Source organism: Nocardia sp. NPDC059180 (assembly GCF_042754945.1).
In the GTDB taxonomy this organism is placed as follows: Bacteria; Actinomycetota; Actinomycetes; order Mycobacteriales; family Mycobacteriaceae; genus Nocardia.
Map to the genome: position 1 here is coordinate 283,685 of NZ_JBHZBU010000001.1, position 15,626 is coordinate 299,310.

The 15,626-nt window shown below is 66.6% G+C and carries 19 protein-coding genes; 2 read left to right on the plus strand and 17 right to left on the minus strand.

All coding sequences use genetic code 11. From position 1 onward, the window contains the following. Positions 1-9: 9 nt before the first annotated feature. The 9 genes from ACFXNW_RS01320 to ACFXNW_RS01360 form a co-directional block, all read right to left on the minus strand. Complete coding sequence (locus ACFXNW_RS01320) at positions 10-750, minus strand: HK97 family phage prohead protease (RefSeq protein ID WP_379415030.1); 741 nt, start codon at positions 748-750, stop codon at positions 10-12. Further along, positions 747-1,211, minus strand: coding sequence for a hypothetical protein (locus ACFXNW_RS01325; protein ID WP_379415032.1), 465 nt, complete (start codon positions 1,209-1,211; stop codon positions 747-749). Before ACFXNW_RS01325 ends, ACFXNW_RS01320 begins: the two co-directional genes overlap by 4 nt. Then, entirely contained in the window at positions 1,208-1,582 is a 375-nt protein-coding gene (locus tag ACFXNW_RS01330; RefSeq protein ID WP_379415033.1) for a helix-turn-helix domain-containing protein, read from the minus strand. Before ACFXNW_RS01330 ends, ACFXNW_RS01325 begins: the two co-directional genes overlap by 4 nt. Further along, positions 1,579-1,881: a WhiB family transcriptional regulator gene (locus ACFXNW_RS01335; protein ID WP_379415034.1), complete on the minus strand. Its 303-nt coding sequence runs from the start codon at positions 1,879-1,881 to the stop codon at positions 1,579-1,581. Before ACFXNW_RS01335 ends, ACFXNW_RS01330 begins: the two co-directional genes overlap by 4 nt. Beyond that, positions 1,878-2,129: a hypothetical protein gene (locus ACFXNW_RS01340; protein ID WP_379415036.1), complete on the minus strand. Its 252-nt coding sequence runs from the start codon at positions 2,127-2,129 to the stop codon at positions 1,878-1,880. Before ACFXNW_RS01340 ends, ACFXNW_RS01335 begins: the two co-directional genes overlap by 4 nt. A 213-nt stretch (positions 2,130-2,342) precedes the next feature. Then, positions 2,343-3,749, minus strand: coding sequence for a hypothetical protein (locus ACFXNW_RS01345; protein WP_379415037.1), 1,407 nt, complete (start codon positions 3,747-3,749; stop codon positions 2,343-2,345). Beyond that, positions 3,746-4,153 (minus strand): hypothetical protein, encoded by a 408-nt coding sequence (locus ACFXNW_RS01350; RefSeq protein WP_379415038.1) that lies wholly within the window; start codon positions 4,151-4,153, stop codon positions 3,746-3,748. The genes ACFXNW_RS01345 and ACFXNW_RS01350 overlap by 4 nt, the downstream gene beginning before the upstream one ends. Before the next feature lie 61 nt (positions 4,154-4,214). After that, entirely contained in the window at positions 4,215-4,976 is a 762-nt protein-coding gene (locus tag ACFXNW_RS01355) for a hypothetical protein (RefSeq protein WP_379415040.1), read from the minus strand. After that, positions 4,976-5,176 (minus strand): helix-turn-helix transcriptional regulator, encoded by a 201-nt coding sequence (locus ACFXNW_RS01360; RefSeq protein ID WP_379415041.1) that lies wholly within the window; start codon positions 5,174-5,176, stop codon positions 4,976-4,978. Before ACFXNW_RS01360 ends, ACFXNW_RS01355 begins: the two co-directional genes overlap by 1 nt. 122 nt (positions 5,177-5,298) lie before the next feature. On the opposite strand from ACFXNW_RS01360, the gene ACFXNW_RS01365 reads away from it, so the two are divergent. Then, the gene (locus ACFXNW_RS01365) at positions 5,299-5,742 is read left to right on the plus strand and encodes a helix-turn-helix domain-containing protein (protein ID WP_379415042.1); all 444 of its coding nucleotides are present in this window, start codon (positions 5,299-5,301) and stop codon (positions 5,740-5,742) included. 118 nt (positions 5,743-5,860) lie between these two features. After that, the gene (locus tag ACFXNW_RS01370; RefSeq protein ID WP_379416234.1) at positions 5,861-6,931 is read left to right on the plus strand and encodes a tyrosine-type recombinase/integrase; all 1,071 of its coding nucleotides are present in this window, start codon (positions 5,861-5,863) and stop codon (positions 6,929-6,931) included. A 56-nt stretch (positions 6,932-6,987) separates the two neighbouring features. Here ACFXNW_RS01370 and ACFXNW_RS01375 read toward each other — a convergent pair whose 3' ends face one another. From ACFXNW_RS01375 to ACFXNW_RS01410, 8 genes are all read right to left on the minus strand, one after another. After that, positions 6,988-7,608, minus strand: a complete 621-nt coding sequence (locus ACFXNW_RS01375) for a hypothetical protein (protein WP_379415043.1) — start codon at positions 7,606-7,608, stop codon at positions 6,988-6,990. A 36-nt stretch (positions 7,609-7,644) separates the two neighbouring features. Further along, complete coding sequence (locus tag ACFXNW_RS01380; RefSeq protein ID WP_379415045.1) at positions 7,645-8,613, minus strand: hypothetical protein; 969 nt, start codon at positions 8,611-8,613, stop codon at positions 7,645-7,647. Positions 8,614-8,743: 130 nt separating this feature from the next. Then, positions 8,744-9,904 (minus strand): MlaD family protein, encoded by a 1,161-nt coding sequence (locus ACFXNW_RS01385; protein ID WP_379415047.1) that lies wholly within the window; start codon positions 9,902-9,904, stop codon positions 8,744-8,746. Next, positions 9,901-11,004: an MCE family protein gene (locus tag ACFXNW_RS01390; RefSeq protein WP_379415048.1), complete on the minus strand. Its 1,104-nt coding sequence runs from the start codon at positions 11,002-11,004 to the stop codon at positions 9,901-9,903. The genes ACFXNW_RS01385 and ACFXNW_RS01390 overlap by 4 nt, the downstream gene beginning before the upstream one ends. Next, positions 11,001-12,080 carry an MCE family protein gene (locus ACFXNW_RS01395; RefSeq protein WP_379415049.1) on the minus strand — a complete coding sequence of 360 codons (1,080 nt, stop codon included), beginning with the start codon at positions 12,078-12,080 and terminating at the stop codon, positions 11,001-11,003. The genes ACFXNW_RS01390 and ACFXNW_RS01395 overlap by 4 nt, the downstream gene beginning before the upstream one ends. After that, complete coding sequence (locus ACFXNW_RS01400) at positions 12,080-13,072, minus strand: MCE family protein (RefSeq protein WP_379415051.1); 993 nt, start codon at positions 13,070-13,072, stop codon at positions 12,080-12,082. Before ACFXNW_RS01400 ends, ACFXNW_RS01395 begins: the two co-directional genes overlap by 1 nt. After that, positions 13,069-14,097, minus strand: a complete 1,029-nt coding sequence (locus tag ACFXNW_RS01405) for an MCE family protein (RefSeq protein ID WP_379415052.1) — start codon at positions 14,095-14,097, stop codon at positions 13,069-13,071. The genes ACFXNW_RS01400 and ACFXNW_RS01405 overlap by 4 nt, the downstream gene beginning before the upstream one ends. Continuing rightward, positions 14,094-15,626, minus strand: a complete 1,533-nt coding sequence (locus ACFXNW_RS01410; RefSeq protein ID WP_379415053.1) for an MlaD family protein — start codon at positions 15,624-15,626, stop codon at positions 14,094-14,096. The genes ACFXNW_RS01405 and ACFXNW_RS01410 overlap by 4 nt, the downstream gene beginning before the upstream one ends.

Sequence of the window (15,626 nt, forward strand, 5' to 3'; positions counted from 1 at the left end):
CGCGCTGGTCTATCGGCGGGCGTTCCGCTGGGCGGTCCCGTAGCGGCGCAGGCGTTCCCGCTCGCGTTCGGCGCAGTCGCATTCACAGACGCAGCGGCATCCGGCCTGACGTTGGGCCCATGCCAGGGTGGGATCGTTGCGCCAGTAGTCCACCGAGTTCCGCGGGTCGGTCTTGCGTCGCGTGATGTAGGTGTTCACCTCGTCGAGGAATCCGTCGGCCAGTACCTCGTCCAGGTTCGGCGTGCTGCTCGGCCCGTTGCGCACGGATAGGACCTTGGCGCCGTCGTAGGCGGGGGACTCCACAAGGGCGATGTGGTCGAGCTGGGCGCGGTTCACGCGGCGGATCTTGTTGCGGCGGTCGAACCGAATTCCGGCCGAGCTGATGCGGAACCCGATGGATACCGACAGCATGTCCTCGGCTGCGAGTTGCAAGGTCTCGTCACCGAGTGGGGTCTCGGCGATGCGGATATCCGCGATGAGGCCTCGGCGGTCGCGCGGGTCGAACCGCACCACCTTGCCCACGGTGCGCGTCTTGTCGTGGTCGCGGTTGACCCGCACGGATGGTTCGGTGTCGTCGAGGCCAGCGAATGCGCCGGGCTCGAATACCTCGCGCCAGACCTCGCCCTCGTGGGGAACCTGCGCGAATTGCCCGTAAGGAACCGCGATCACGGTCAGGATGCGCTGGGCAATGTCGACGGTGGTCCGGCCGGGGGCGAGGGTTGCCGCGCTGCGGTGAATGGTGGCGCTCATGCGTCCATCTCCCATTCCGACGGCGCGTAGACCATGCCGCCCTCGAGGCCACGGTCGGCGCGAGCCTTGTCGAGTGCGGCTTGCCGTTGCCGACGCGCGGCCCGTTCCGCGCGGCCACGTTCGGTTGCTTCGGCGCGGTACTGCTCGGCCCGCTTGCGGGCGGCGGTGTCGGCTTCGGCGCGCTCGGTGAATAGTCGGCGCGCGGTCGTGCGAGTGACGCACCGGCGGCCGATGTCGTCGACGAGTACCTCGTCGGCGGGGAGCTGGGCGGCGAGGGTGTCAATACTGGCTTGCCCGAATCCCTCGGCGACGAGTTCGGCCAGAGTGACCGGCTGCTCGGTGCGTGGGGTCGGGTCGGGCATCGGGTGGTCGGCGTCGGTGTCGTTGGCGGCGAGCGCCTGCTCGAGTACCGCGGTCGACAGATCGGCCGATGCGAGTACGCGGTCGAACCATCGGGTCATGCTGTCCTCCTATCCTCGGCCCGTGCTGTTGCCTCGAGCCGGATCCGCGGCGGGTCGAATAGCCAGCGCCCGCCGATCTTTTGCCCACCGAGTTGCCGTGCGATCCGCTGCACTGAGCGGCGGCTCAATCCGAGCGCCTCGGCGGTCTGGTCGGTCGTGAGCCAGTCTGGGCCGGGCAGTGGTTCGGCGTCGGCGTCCTGGCGCGGCGGCGACATGGATCCGGCCGCGGCCTCGAGGGCGGCGAACAGTTCGGTCATGCCGCGCGGGGGCGGCTGCCCTTGGCTGGCGAATCGCTGTAGGGCGAGCTTGACCGCGACCGCGGCGAGCAGAACGTCGCGGCCGTCGAGGCACACCCCGCTGGTGATGCTCATGACGCGACCCTCGGCGGTCGACCGATCGGCCGTCCCGCGTTGCGGACGCGCCCGGCCCACACCCCGGAGGCCGCGCGGTCGAGTTCCGCGGCGGCGGTGTCGCATTGGTCCCGGACCGGGCAGCGACCGCAGATCCTTGCGGCCTCGGCGTGGCGGTCGGCGGTCTGCTGCTCGTCCTCGCCATGGCGGTGGTCGTCGAACAGGTTGGCGCGGCCGACGCACGCGGCGCCGACGAGCCGCTCGTCGAACAGGTTGGCCAACAATTCCGGCGCGGCCGGCCACTTGCCCTTGCCGGTCACGGCGCACCCCCGTTCGCCCACAGTTCGGCTCGGCGGATTCCATCGGCGAGCGCGGCGTCGTACTGGTCGATCTTGGCGAGCGCGGCGGCGACCTGTAGCCCGGCCGCCACCTCGCGGCGCCGGTGCATTTCAGCCTTCGCGTGTAGCTCGGCGATCACCCGATCTATCTCGGCCGGTGTGCACTCGCGGAACCGCTTCCCGGTCCTCGGCCACACGATTGCGTCGAGGCGCTGCTCGTCGTAGCTCATACGGCACCGACGGGGACGCATGGTAGGACCGGTAGGACTCCGGTCCTACCTGAGTTTCCGCAGATAGGACGGGTGGACGACAGTCCTACCCCGGTCCTACCGGCGCCGGGCAGGGTAGGACCGGGTAGGACGTTGGTAGGACCGTGTTTGCGCAGGTCGGCAGGGTAGGACCAGAGCCCTACCGTCCTACCCGCCCCGAAGGGTCCTACCGGCCTACGCATCGGCCAGCCTGAATGTCGTCTCGCTGATCGCGACGATGGATCCGGCGTCGAGCAAGTCGACGAGCTCGGCGTCGAATCGGTCGCGTAGAGACGATTTGAGAGTGTTGCGAAGGTCCTTGCGGCTGACCGTGCCGCGGCGCTCGAGGCATCGGAGGATGGCGCCGCGGATCCGTTCGCGTTCGCGGTCTTCGGCGCGGTCGGCGATGATCCCGGCCTCGTCGGCCTTCGCTACCGCGCGCGCGTGATTCGCGGCCCGTGCGCGTTCGGTGAGCACTCGCTGTACCCCGGCGCGTGTCCGGTCCGATACCCGGATCACGGTTCCGGCGAGCTGCCAGTCGTCCTCGGTGATGAACTCGCGGCCGTCGAGGATGGCCAGGGCGGCGGCGACCTTCAATCCGGTGAGCATTCGGTGGCCGTCGAGCGGGTCGACATCCTCACCGCGGAGCACCGCGAGCCGGTGGCTGTCCATCGCGGCGCGCGCGACGTCCGGCACGGCCAGCTCGACACGCGCGGCCCAACTTCGGACCTTCACGTGTAGCGGTTTCGGTTCGGCCGGTCGCTGTTCCGGTGCGTCCGGGTCGCCGACGGGCAGCCACAGGAACCGCTGTGGTGTACCACCGTCGGCGTCGTCGAGCAGCGGGCCTGCCTTCAACGGCTGCACACCGATAGTGAGGCAGGCCCGATAACTATGCGCCGGGATGGCCGTGCGAGTGTGCTTGTTCGCGTTGGCGAATCCGACCTGCTCGCCCATGAACACCTTCCGCAACTCGGCCATGAGGGTCGAGCCCTGCCGGGATCCGATGGCGGCGAGGGTGTCTACCTCGGCCGCGGTGAACATGGCGCGCGTCCGCCGGTCGGTTTTGTCGTCGACTGATCCGGGCTGGAACGTCCGGGCGATTCCCTCACCGCTGCCCACGGGGAACTCGTCAATGCCAATCGACTTGGCCTCACCGCCGACGTACTCGATTGCGTCGGCCGCGGCCCCTTCGGCAGCGCCCTTGCCACCACCGGACGGGCCGACCAGCGCGACAAACAGATTGGTCGACTTCGCCGAGCCGATGATCGGCGGAAGCAACACGTTCGGTTCGGTCGCGGCAACCGTGCGCGCCAAGACCACGCCGAGCACGGCCCACGGCCCGGCCCGGCGAGCACGGGCGAACTCGCGAATGTGGTCGAGCGCGGGCCGGGCACACCAAAATGCCTCGAATGCGTCTGGCTGTTCGTCTCGGCGCGCGTTGCGCCATGCGATCCCCGCATCGAGTAGAGCTGTGCACTGGCCGCAGTCGGGCATCCACTCGTCGGGGTGCTCGGGGTGATGCTTCGGCGGCGGACCGTCCGCCGCCTCGGCCTCGAGTTGGGCCCGAACCGCGATGGCGGTCGGCGATAGGAACGGCTTCACATGGCCTCCTTGGTGATCTTGCGCAGGACTTCGGCGGTGACCTCCACCCGTCGCAGCACCTCGGCGGCGTCGGCGTAGTCGACGGCCCGCAGCGCGTCGGCGAGGTAGGCGACTGCGGTATCGGTGAACCGCTGCGCGGCGTCGGTGCGTTCGCGTTCGCGCGCCGCCCGGATCGGGGCGTAGGCGCCGAATCCAGCTGCGGGCCAGGACTCCGGCATCGGGTCGTCCATCGCGCGATCCAGTGCGGTGGTGGCTTGGCGGCGACCCCGGCGGTGCTCGGCGTCGACACGACGCTCGGCGCTGCGGCGGTCCGGGATGGCGCGGCGACGAGCTGCCGCTCGGTCGGCCACGGTCCGGCACTCGGTCCGTCCGGGCGGGATAGTCTGGGTAGGCGTTGCGGTCATGGGCGTGACCGTTCCTTTCTGAGAGCCGCCGCGGAATCGGCACCGCGGCGGCTCTCGCATGTCAGAGGCCAGCGCAGACCATGCAGACGACGGACATCGGCGGCAACGGGTAGCGGCTCATGCAGACGACACCGCCGCACTCGTCGCAGACCAGGCCGAAGCGGCCCGTCCCCGGCTCGTCGTCCGGGATCTCACGCACCTCGCGGACCCGGATGGGCGCCGCCTCGGCACGCCGCACAATGCGCTCGGCAGGCAGGTGCTCCACGTACGCGCGGATGTCGTCGCCGGTCCAGGTGGCACGCTTGGGTTCGTCGTCGAACCATCGAGCCCACGACACACCGAGTACGTACGACAGCAGGATCGCCGCGGGCACGGTCCAGTCGTGCCGCCCGTCGACGAGTCGCCGGAACTCCTGCGGGTCGGCCCCGAGCTTCTCGGCGATATCGGCGTCGGTGCGTCCGGACGCGGCCACGTCGGCAGCAATGCGCGCGCCCACCGCGGCGGCGTAGTCGGCAGCCTCGTCGCGCTCGGCGGTAGCGGCGTCGATCTGCTCGAGGTGTTCCGGTCGGCAGATCCGCCAATCCGAATCGTCTACGTCATCGGTGCATACGACGGTGACCTTGTCCCACGACCGCAACACCTTCTCCACGGTCAACAACTCGCCGGTTTCGATGAGGCGCACGCGGTTGCCGGGTCGGAACTGCTGCTGGGTGCGATCTACCATGGCGGTGGAGCCTTCTTCCTGGTTGGGAGTGGATTCCTTGGCCCGGCGAGCGGCGGCCACCGCTCCCGGGCCGTTCTTGTCAGCAGGGCGAATCGACATCACGCAGCACCCGAGTGCTCGCCGGTGCTGGTGCGTGTGTTCGCTGTGAGGTAGTCCTCGATATCGCTGCGCCGGTACAAAACCCGCGCGCCTCGCTTGATGAATTTCGGACCCTTGCCCAGGTACCGCAGCTGTGCGAGCCCCTGGGGCGTGGTGCGCAGCATCGGGGCGACTTCGGCGGCGACGAGTATTTCGCTCATGCTTCATCCTTGATGTGGTGTTGCGCCATGTTCGATATGACGTAGCTACAGGAATACACCGTGAAGCATGAGGAATCAAGGATATGCGCGACGGCATCATTTTGATATGCCATCCTTAGGTCATGGCAGGGAAGAAGAACGAACTTGGCCCGACCGGCGAGGCTCTCCGGTCGAACATCAAGCAAATCCGCGAACAGCGGCGGCTCTCTTACGCGGAGCTGAGTCGAAAGCTCGCGGATCTGGGCAGACCTATTGCGACGCTTGGCCTGTCGCGGATCGAGAATGGCGAGCGGCGTGTCGATGTCGATGACCTGACCGCACTCGCAGCCGCGCTTGGGGTCTCGCCGGTGTTGCTTCTCATGCCGACGGACGTAGGCGAGGACGACCGCGTGCACCTGACCGGAGTAGACATGCCCGGGCCGGATGACCTTCTGGAATGGCTGACCGGGCCGGTGTTGACTCATGCAGAATGGCCCGCACTCGGCGGCCGCACCGTATTCGATGCCATTGCCGCGCTTGAGAAGCGGCTGGAAGACATCAAGGGCGCCGAGCATGGCAACGTTTGAGCCGTACCAATCGACAGCCTGCCTGGACGAGTGCGCCAGGAAGTACTACGGCAGCAAGGGGCGACCGGACGGCACCGGCCCGGATGAGGTGTGCAAGAAGCGCGACCACACCTTGCACATGGTTCGCTACCGCAAGCCGGACGGGAAGCAGACCAAGAAGCGCGGGTTTCGGCGGAAGATCGACGCCGAGCGGTTCGCTGCCACGGTCGAAGTGTCGAAGATGACCGGCGACTACGTGGCGCCTGCCCTCGGCCGGATCACGGTCGCCGAACTAGCTCCAAAGTGGTTGGAACACAAGCAATCCAGCGTGGCCAAGTCGCACTATCGACCCATCGAATCGGCGTGGCGGATCCACGTACAGCCGAAGTGGGGCGCGCGGCGGATTGCCGATATCGAGCTACCCGACGTCGAGGAGTGGATCGGTGCCATGCGCCGCGCCGGGCACAGCACGACGGCGATCATTCGGATGCACAGCGTGCTCGCGGGCATCCTGGATACCGCGGTCAAGGCGAAGCGGTTGCGGGTGAACCCGGCCCGCGGCGTCGACAACCTGCCCGCCAAGTCGGCGAAGCGGCATGTCTACCTGACCTCGGACGACGTGCAGCGGCTCGCCGTCGAGGCCAAGCACCGGATGCTCGTGCTGACGCTGGCGTATACGGGCCTGCGATGGGGTGAGGCGATCGCGCTGCGGGTGCGCGATATCGAGTTCTTGCGGCGGCGCCTGGCGGTGAACGACAACGCGGTGCAGGTGGGCGACGAGCACGACGAGAAGGCGCCGAAGAACAACCAGCGGCGCTCGGTTCCGGTGCCGCAATTCGTGCTCGATGAACTCGCCGAGCATGTGAAAGGCCGCGACCGTGACGCGCTGGTGTTCGGCGACGGCACCGACTACCTCGCTCGGCCGAAGTCCGGCGACGGGTGGTTTGCCGGGGCGGTCAAGCGGTCCGGTGTGCAGACGGTGACGCCGCACGACTTGCGGCACACCTGCGCCAGCCTGGCAGTGGCCGCGGGCGCGAACGTGCTGGCGCTGGCGCGGATGCTCGGGCACAGCAATCCGGCGATCACGCTGAAGGTGTACTCGGATCTGTTCGACACCGATCTCGACAAGGTGGCCAAGGCGATTCACACGGCATACAGGCCGGGGGAGTGTGCCCAAAATGTGCCCAAAACAGCAGAAAAGCCCTGTTAACCAGGGCTTTCCTGTGGTGGCTCGACCCACCGCCGGGGGTCGCTTTCTCTATCGAATCAGTTGCCGGGCTCCGGCGCGGGCTGATCGGCCGGCGGGGCAGGCTGGTCGGCCGGCGGCGCGGGCTGCTGCTGGACGGCATTCGGATCGAGAGCGGGCAGCATGGCCAGCTCCCACTTGTTGACCAGCCACTTGTCGCCCGACTTCTCCATGCCTGCGATGACGGCGACGTCAAGGCGCTTGGGCTGGGGAGTCCCGATGTTGGTATTCATCAGGCTGAGGTTCACCAGCACCTGCGTGTTCTCGGCGTCGCCGGAACGGAAACCGCAGGTCGACTTGTCCACCCAGGCCTTGACTTTGTTCTCGCCGAGCAACCCGCGCAGCGCTTCCCAGTTCTGCTCCAGATCCGAGACCACATTCTCGGTCGCCCGGCCCTTCAGCTCAGGGAGGAAGCTGTCGAGATCGCCCGCGTAGTCATAGGTGTTGGTCACCCGCGCGAAATCGCAGGCGGCCTGGCTCGACTCGTCCTGCGCTGCCAGTTCATCGCCGCGCTCCTTCGACTGCATGAAGAACACGACGGCGGTGACGACAAGCGCCACCAGCACCACACCCGCCACGAACGCGAGGACGACGGGCAGCAGACCGCGCTCATCGCCGCTGTTGTTGGCGTCTTCGACCATAGGTCCGGTCCCACTCTCTTTCATCACGCCGGTCGGCTATCGCATTGCCGGGAAGTCGAACTTGGCCACGAGCCAGCGCCCGTCGACCTCTTCCATCTCGACATTGGCCGCCACCCGGACCTTGCCAGGGGGGGAGTTCGGAACATCCGCGGTGGAGAAACTCTGGTCGATAACCAGGACCACGGTCGCCTTGGTGTCGTCACCCGAGGCGAAACCGCACTTGACCTCTTCGGCCCTGGAGTCGACCTGCCTGCCCTCGAACCTGGCCTTCAGATCCGGGCCGAGCTGAGCGACCATCTGCTTCCACTCACCGGTCGCGGTGTCGTTCAACCGGCCGAGGTAGTCGTCGATCTTGTCGCCGCTGTAGGTGGCGAACTGGTTACCGAAATCGCAGGCCGCCTTGGTGGCGTCGGCGCGGGTGTCCAGCTCGTCCTGGCGGCTGCCCGATTGAAAGAAGAACACGACGCCGGCGATTGCCGCAGCGATCGCGAGCACGAGTGCCACGACCGCGGCGATGATCAGCGGGTTGCGGCGGCCTGAAGCTTCGGCGGCCTTGGCGGCGGCGGGGGTGCGCACCTTGACGGTGGTGGCGTCGTCGGCCTTGGCCTCCTTGTCCTTCTTGGCCGACTTGGTGACCTTGACGGTCTTATCGGCGTCGTCGGTGGTATCCGCGTCGGCTTTGTCGATCTCGACTGCTTTGTCGGCGTCGGAGGCTTCGCCGGCCTTGTCGACCTTCACGGTGGCATCCGCGTCGGCCGCCTCGGACTCCGACTCGGCGGCGGTCTCGGCCTTCACGGTCTTGTCGGCATCCTCGGCCGCCGCGTCGACGTCGTCCTTGCCGACGTCCTCGGCTTTGTCGGCACCACTGTCGGTAGCGTCCGTGGACTCGGCGTCGACGTCCGCGGCCGATGTGGTCGCCTCGGCAGGTTCGGCGTCGCCCGCCGATCCCGTCGTCGCGCCATCCTTCACGGCGTCCGCGTCGGAAGCGGCGTCATCTTTGGACATGAGTACTGTTCACACCTTCCCGGCGCACATTCGAGTGCGCCGTGTATTTCGTCCGGCCACGCGCGCCGGGCCGCAGGCATTCAACTGCGAGTATGCCCCGGCGCACGCGACACCGATCAGCCGGTCGGAATTACCGCACCGGCGGCATGGTCCGTTCGTTCGGGTCCACACCCGGCGGCATATGCGAGCCGTTGTTCGGAATATTCGGCCGCGGCGCGTTCACCGAACCACGAATCTGCTGTCCCGGCGCCGGATTCTCGCAGTAGTTCCACATCGGCATGGTCCCGTCGGAGACGACCTGCGGGCTGGCCGGAGTGGACTGGTACTGGCAGTAGGGCCGGAACCAGATATCGAGGATGGTGTGGAATTCGTTGTCGTGCGCGGGCACGCCGAGCGCCGCACCGCCGAGTTCGAGCGCCGGGAACAGCGCCTGCATGGCGGGAGTGCGCAGCTGCGCCGCCTTGGTGATGGCGACGAAGTTGTTCACGAGTCCGGTGATCGGATCGGTGGTCGTATCGAGCACCGCGCCGAGGCTGGCGAACTGGCCGGGCGCCTGGGAAAGCACCGACTGCAGCTCGGCGTTGGCATTGTTGAACTGCTCGAACAGCACACCCGAGTTGCTGGTCAGCGTCCCGAGATCGGGCTGGGCATTCGACGTTGTCGCCGCGATGGTCCGCAGATTCGCGATCAAGTTCGTGGTCTGCGGCAGCAGCGAATCCAGACCCGCCACCACCAGGCTGACACCGTCGATCAACGACCGGAGCTGATCCGGGCCACCGCTGAGCGCGATATCGAGCTCGTTGAGGATGACGTCGAAATGCTTCGGATCGACCTGGGCGATCAGCGCGCTGGTGTCATCGAGCACCGCCCACACCGGGGTGGGTGTGTGCACGGTGTCCGGGTTGTACTCGATCACCGAGCCGTCGGTCAGGAACGGGGCCTGATCGGTATCGGGACGGAAGTCGATGTACTGCTCACCGGCCGCCGACAGTGCCTGCACCGCGACCACGGTGTCCACCGCGATGTCGTAGCGGTCGTCGATCTCGGCGCTCGCCGCGATGGCGGAGCCGCCGTTGATCAGCTTGATCGAATCGACCTTGCCGACCCGGAAACCGCGCAGGGTGACGTCGTTGCCCGGTTGCAGACCGCCGGAGCGGTCGAGCGTCACCGTGACCGTGTAGGTCCCGCGGAACGGGTTGATTCGCATGACGTTGACCATCAGATACGCCACACCGATGATCAGGACCAGTACCAGGCCCGCGGTCGAGTAGAGGATCTTGTGGTTTTTCACCGGTGGCCTCCCGTCACCCGGCCGTAGACGACCTGGAGCACTTGGACCAAGCTGCCCGCGAAGTCGTTCAGATCATTGAGATCGAAGAACTTGCTGGTGCCGGGTGCGGTGAGCAGGGCGATATCGAGGTTGGTGACATTGACCTGCGCGGCGAGGCTGTTGCCGCGGAAGGTCGAGTTGACTCCGGGTTTGATCTCGTGCAGCGCGTCGAGCACCGCACCGAAGTTGTCACCGGTGGCGGCCAGCGCCCCCATCAACTTGTCCAGGTTGTCCAGCAGGCCGGCCAACTCACCGCCGGAGGTGTTGGCGTAGTCGCCGAGCGCCGCGCTGGCGGTGGCGATCTTGGTGAGCAGATCGCCGATGGCACGGTTGTTCTCCGCGACCGCGCCGATCATGTTCGGCAGGGTGTCGGCGACTTGACCGAGATCCGAGCGACTGGCCTCCAGGGTGGTGGCCAGCGCACCGAATTCGGCGAGCACGCTGTCGATATTGGCGGAGTTGTCGTTCAAGCTGGTGACGACGCCGGTCATCTCGTTGACCAGATGCACGACCTGGTCCTGACGCCCGCCGACGATGGAGTCGAGTTCGGCGCCGAGCCTGGCCAGATGCGCGATACCGCCGCCGTTGAACATCAGCGACACCGACAGCAGCAGCTCCTCGACGGTGGCACCCGCCGAGGTCTGCTCCAAGGGCAGCGTTTCGCCGCTCTGCATCATCTGGGTGCCGGGTTCGGCCGGCGGCATGGACAGCGCGACGAACACGTCACCGAGCGGGGTGGCCTGGCGCAGTTCCGCGGTGCTGCCGACCGGGAGCTGGATATCGGTGCTGATATCCATATCGACGATCGCCTGGAAGTTCGAGGTCTTGATATTGGTGACCACACCGACATCGGAACCACCGACCTTCACCTTCGCCTGGTCGGGCAGGTTCAACGCATTGTCGAACACGGCCGTCAGTGAATAGGTGTCGCCGGAGGCACCCGGCTTGGGCAGCGGCAGCTTCTCCACGGTGAGGCCACAGCCGGAGGTCACCGACATGGCCCCGACCGCCGCGACCGCGACCATGCTGCGGCGGGCTCGTCTGCTGATTCGATTCATCATTTCGTCAGTCCAAGCAGTGCGGCGGTGAGTCCGAAGTCGGGACCGAAGTCCTCCATGCGACCGGTGCGGCAACCGTCGGCTCGCATCTGAATGCGCTCACAGAACAGGCTGATCTGCTCGCCGGTCAGCGTGGTGCCGACCAGAGCGTGCAGCCGGATGTAGCCACGCTCATGGTTCATCGACCTGTCGATGCTCTGCAACAGCATCGGCGCGACGTCGATGACCTCGGTGAGCCCGCGCGCGTTCTGGCGCAGCTGATCGGTGACCGCGGTCATCCGGGTGAGGGTGTCGGAGATCTGGTCCTGATGCTCGGCGAAGATCGAGCTCGTGTTGGTCAGGAAGCTGTTGAGCTGGTTCAGCGTGGCCTGCAGACCCGGGGCCTGCTCGGCGAGCAGCGTCGTCATCTGGGTGGCCTGGTTGCTGAAATCCCGTACCGACTGATCGTTTTCGGCCAGCATCGTGGTCAGCTCGTTGAGCTTGATGATGATGGTCGAGATAGCGTCCTTGTTGTCCAGACCGACCTTGAGCGCGCTGGACAACGCGTTCAAGGTGTCGCGGATGTTCTCACCGTTGCCGTCGAGCATCGGGTACAGCACCCGGCCGGACAGCGGGCCGAGCCCTTCTTGGCCCTCCTCCGGTTTGAGCGCGGCCGCGAACTGATCGATGGTCTTGATCATCGTGTCGAGTTCGACCGGGACGTCGGTCTGTTCCAGCGTCAGATGGTCACCGTCGGACAGCGTCTCACCCTCGGTGAAGGGCGGGGTGATCTCGATGTGCCGGTCGGTCACGATCGACGGCGAGATCACCACGGCCATGGCGTCCTTGGGGAACTTCACATCACCGTCGAGGGTCATATGCACCTCGACGAAGGTGCCGCGCGGCACGATCTTGTCGACCTTGCCGACATCGATGCCGAGCACCTGGATGCTGTTGCCCTCGTACATACCCGCGATGTTCTCGAAGTCCGCGGTGATCTTGATGTCGTTGTTCAACGGACCGGGCAGCAGCGAGCAGCTGCCCACCAGAAGTGCTGTGGCGCCGACGAACAGCGACTGGGCGATTGTTTTCAGTCTCATCACGCACACCCCTCGGCGACTTGGGCGAAGCACAACCAGTTGTCCGGGAAGAGCCAGGGGATGCCGACCTCGGCGTAGTTGCCGTTACCCCAGGCATTGGCCAGGTAACGCACCGCGGGCGGCATGATCGACAGCAGCCGGTCCAGGTTGTCCTTGTTCTTCTGCAGGCCCGAGGCCATGACGTTGAGCTGATCGAGGGTGCCCGAGAACTGGTTGTCGTTCTGTGCACCGATCTGCTGCAACTGCGCGGTCAGCGTGGCGACGTTGTCCAGCAGTTGACGCAGCAGGTTCTGCCGTTCCATCACCCGGCTGGCGATCGCCTCACCCTGGGTGACCACCAGCAGCACGCTGTTGCGGTTGTCGGCCAGGATGGTGGTGACCCGATCCAGATCCTTGAGCAGCGTGTCGACCTGGGTCTTGCGGGAGTCGATGGTCTTGGCCAGCGCGCCGACGCTGTTGAGCGCCTGTGCGATCAGTTCCGGCGAACCACCGAGCTGCTGGTTGAACATGTTCAGCGATTCGGCCAGCTTGGTGGTGTCGAGTTCCTCGAACTTCGGGGTGCCGCGCTGCACGACATCGGCGAGGTTGTAGGGAACGGTGGTGTTGGACTTGGGGATCCGGTCGTCCTTCAGACCGGAGCCGTCGCCGGGCTCCAGATCGACGTAGCGGGCACCGAGCAGCGTCGCCATCTTGATGGAGGCGTGCGCGTCCGGGCCGAGATCCACATCGTTGTTGATCTGCAGGGTGATCACCACGTGATCGCCCTCTAGCTCGGCGGCCGCGACCCGGCCGACCGGGACGCCTGCGACGTCGACCTTGTCGCCGACCTTGATACCCGCGGCCTGGACGAACTCGGCCTTGATCTTCTGCTCGCCGAGGCCGAGGCTCTGGAAGCCGGTGGACACGATCACCAGCAGCGCTACCAGTGCGGCACCGATGATGCCGAGCCCGAAGTACCGGTTGGCCCTGAACCAGGTTTTGATTTTGCTCATGGGCGGCACACCGCCGACTGTCCGTTGCCACCGATCTGCGAGAACAGCCCGCGCGGGAAGAGGATTCCGTAGAGGGAGATGTCGAGGCGGCAGATGTAGGCGTTGGCGTAGGCGCCCTCGGAGGTGAACCGGCCCACGTCGGCGAGCACCGATGGCAGGTCGATCGCGGCCTGGTCGAGTTTGGCGCCGTTGGCCAGCAGCAGCGTCAGCGCGTCGCGGGTCGAATTCTGCGCGGCATCCAGCTTCGGCTGGATGGTGCCGACCATATCGACCAAAGCTGTGGTGGCGTCGGCGATCTGCACGGTGGACTGCTGCAGCGACTGGCCCTGTTCATAGAGCCCGCCGATCAGCGCCCGGGTCTGGGTTACCAGCGTCTCCAATTCGCCCCCTCGTTTTGCCAACCCCGACATGACGCCGCTGAGGTTGGTGATCACATCGCTGAGAATCGCGTCCCTGCGCTCGAAATCGGTGGCCAGGGTCGCGGCCTGGGTGATGAACGCGCCCAGCGAGACCTTGTCACCCTGCAACGCCAGCACGAACGTCTCCGACAGGCGGTTGACCTGCTCGGGCTCGAGCGCCTGGAACAACGGCTGGAATCCGTTGAGCAGCGCCGAGATGTCGAACGACGGCTCGGTGCGCTCGAGCGGGATGGTCGCGTTGTTGTCCATCGGGGTGGCGTCCCCGCCGGTGCCGGGCGCCAGCGCGATATAGCGCTGACCGATCAGGTTCTGGTAGCGGACCAGAGCCTTGGTGTTGCCGTACAGGGTCTGCTCGTCCTGAACGATGAACGAGACGTGGGCGTCGTTGTTGTCGTCGAGCTCGATCTTCTCGACCTTGCCCACCCGCACACCTGCCATGCGGACGTCGTCGCCCTCACGCAGGCCGAGCACATCGGTGAAGGTCGCCGAATAGGTGTTGGTATCGCCGTCGACGGTGCGGGCCAGCGTGTTCCAGATGACCACGGTGACCAGAACCGATACCAGGGCGAAGAGGCTGAAGCCGATCAGCGGTTTGCGGATGCTCATCGGCGGGCCTCCTCTCCGGTGACCTGCACAGTGCCGCCTTCCAGGATCGTGCTCAACATCATGTATTCGAGGGTGGAGGCCCGCCGGCCGAGCATCGCGGTCAGCGCCGGATCGTCGGTGTAGGCGATCGGCCGGGCCGCAGGCTTCACACCGGGGACCTGGGTGTCACCCTCGGGTGCCGGTGCGTCCTGCTCGGACTGCGCCGCGGGTGCGGTACCCGGCTGCGGCGCGGCAGGTGCGGGCGCACCGGGCGGCAGCAGATTCGGGAACAGGCCCTCGAGCGGGGTGCCCGCGAACGGATTCGGAATGGCCGCCGTCGGTGCGACCGGGGCGGGCGCGGTGGCCTGCGTGGTCACGCCGGGGATGGCGGGCATGCCAGGCATCGGCGGCAGCAACGGCAGTCCGTCGGCCGACTTCAACCGGCCGGGCTTCATCGATTCCGGCAGCACACCGGGATCGGCGACCGCGGGGGCGGTGGCACAGCTCGGGCCGGCCAGGTCGCCGTAGCGCGGGCAGTCCGCGACGGTGTTCGGCTTCCACGGCGTGAACGTGACACCCGCGTTCCACACCATCTGCCGCTGCGGGCCCCAGGTGAAGACCGTGTTCAGCTTCCTGGTGGAGCTGTTCAGGTTGGCGATCGAGTTGGTGATCGCGCTCGGGTCCGAAGCGAGCGCGCCGATGGTGGCGTTCAAGCCTGCGGTGACCTCTTTACCCGAGTTCGGATTGGCCGCGAACAGGCCGTTGACCTTGTCCATCGTGCTCGAGGCTCCGCTGATCAACGCGGCGAGATCGGAACGGCGGTCCGAGATCGTGCGTGCGGTGGTGACCGAGCTGGCCAGCACGTCCATCAGTTCGGGCGCGGACTGGTTCAGCGCGTGCGCCGAGGCGGAGAAATCACCGAGCAGCGCACCGAGATCCGGAATGGACTCGTCGACCGCGAGCAGCCAGCGATCCAGGCGTTCGATGGTGGAACCGGGTACCCGGCCGCTGCCGTCGAGCGCGTAGGACAGCGTGCCGAGCACGCGGCCGAACTGCATCGGGTCGATCTGGTCGAGGATGTTCTGCACCGTGGTGAGAGTGTCCTGCAGCGCGACGGTGCCCTTGCTGGTGTCCTCCTCGATGACCGAGCCCTCTTCCAGGTGCTCGTCGGAGGTGCCGTTGAAGACCAGCTCGACCGAGGTCACCGCGAACAGGTTGCTCGGCACCACACGTGCGGTGACCGTGTTCGGGATGCCGTCGACGAACTCCGGCTTCAACTCGATGTGGACCTGCTGCAGTTCGCCTTTCGCGGCGACCGACACATTGTCGACGGCGCCGACCAGCACACCGCGGAACTTGACGTCGGCGTCCTGCGGCAACCCGTCACCGGTGGTGGTCAGGTTCGCGGTGACCTTCACCTTGGGCACGAAGTAGCCCTGATAGCGAGCCATCAGGAAGCCGAGGATGATTGCGAAGACGATGAGGCCGCAGACACCGGCGATGAGCAACTGCCGCATGGTGGGCCCGCGCCCACTGGGATCGATGATCAT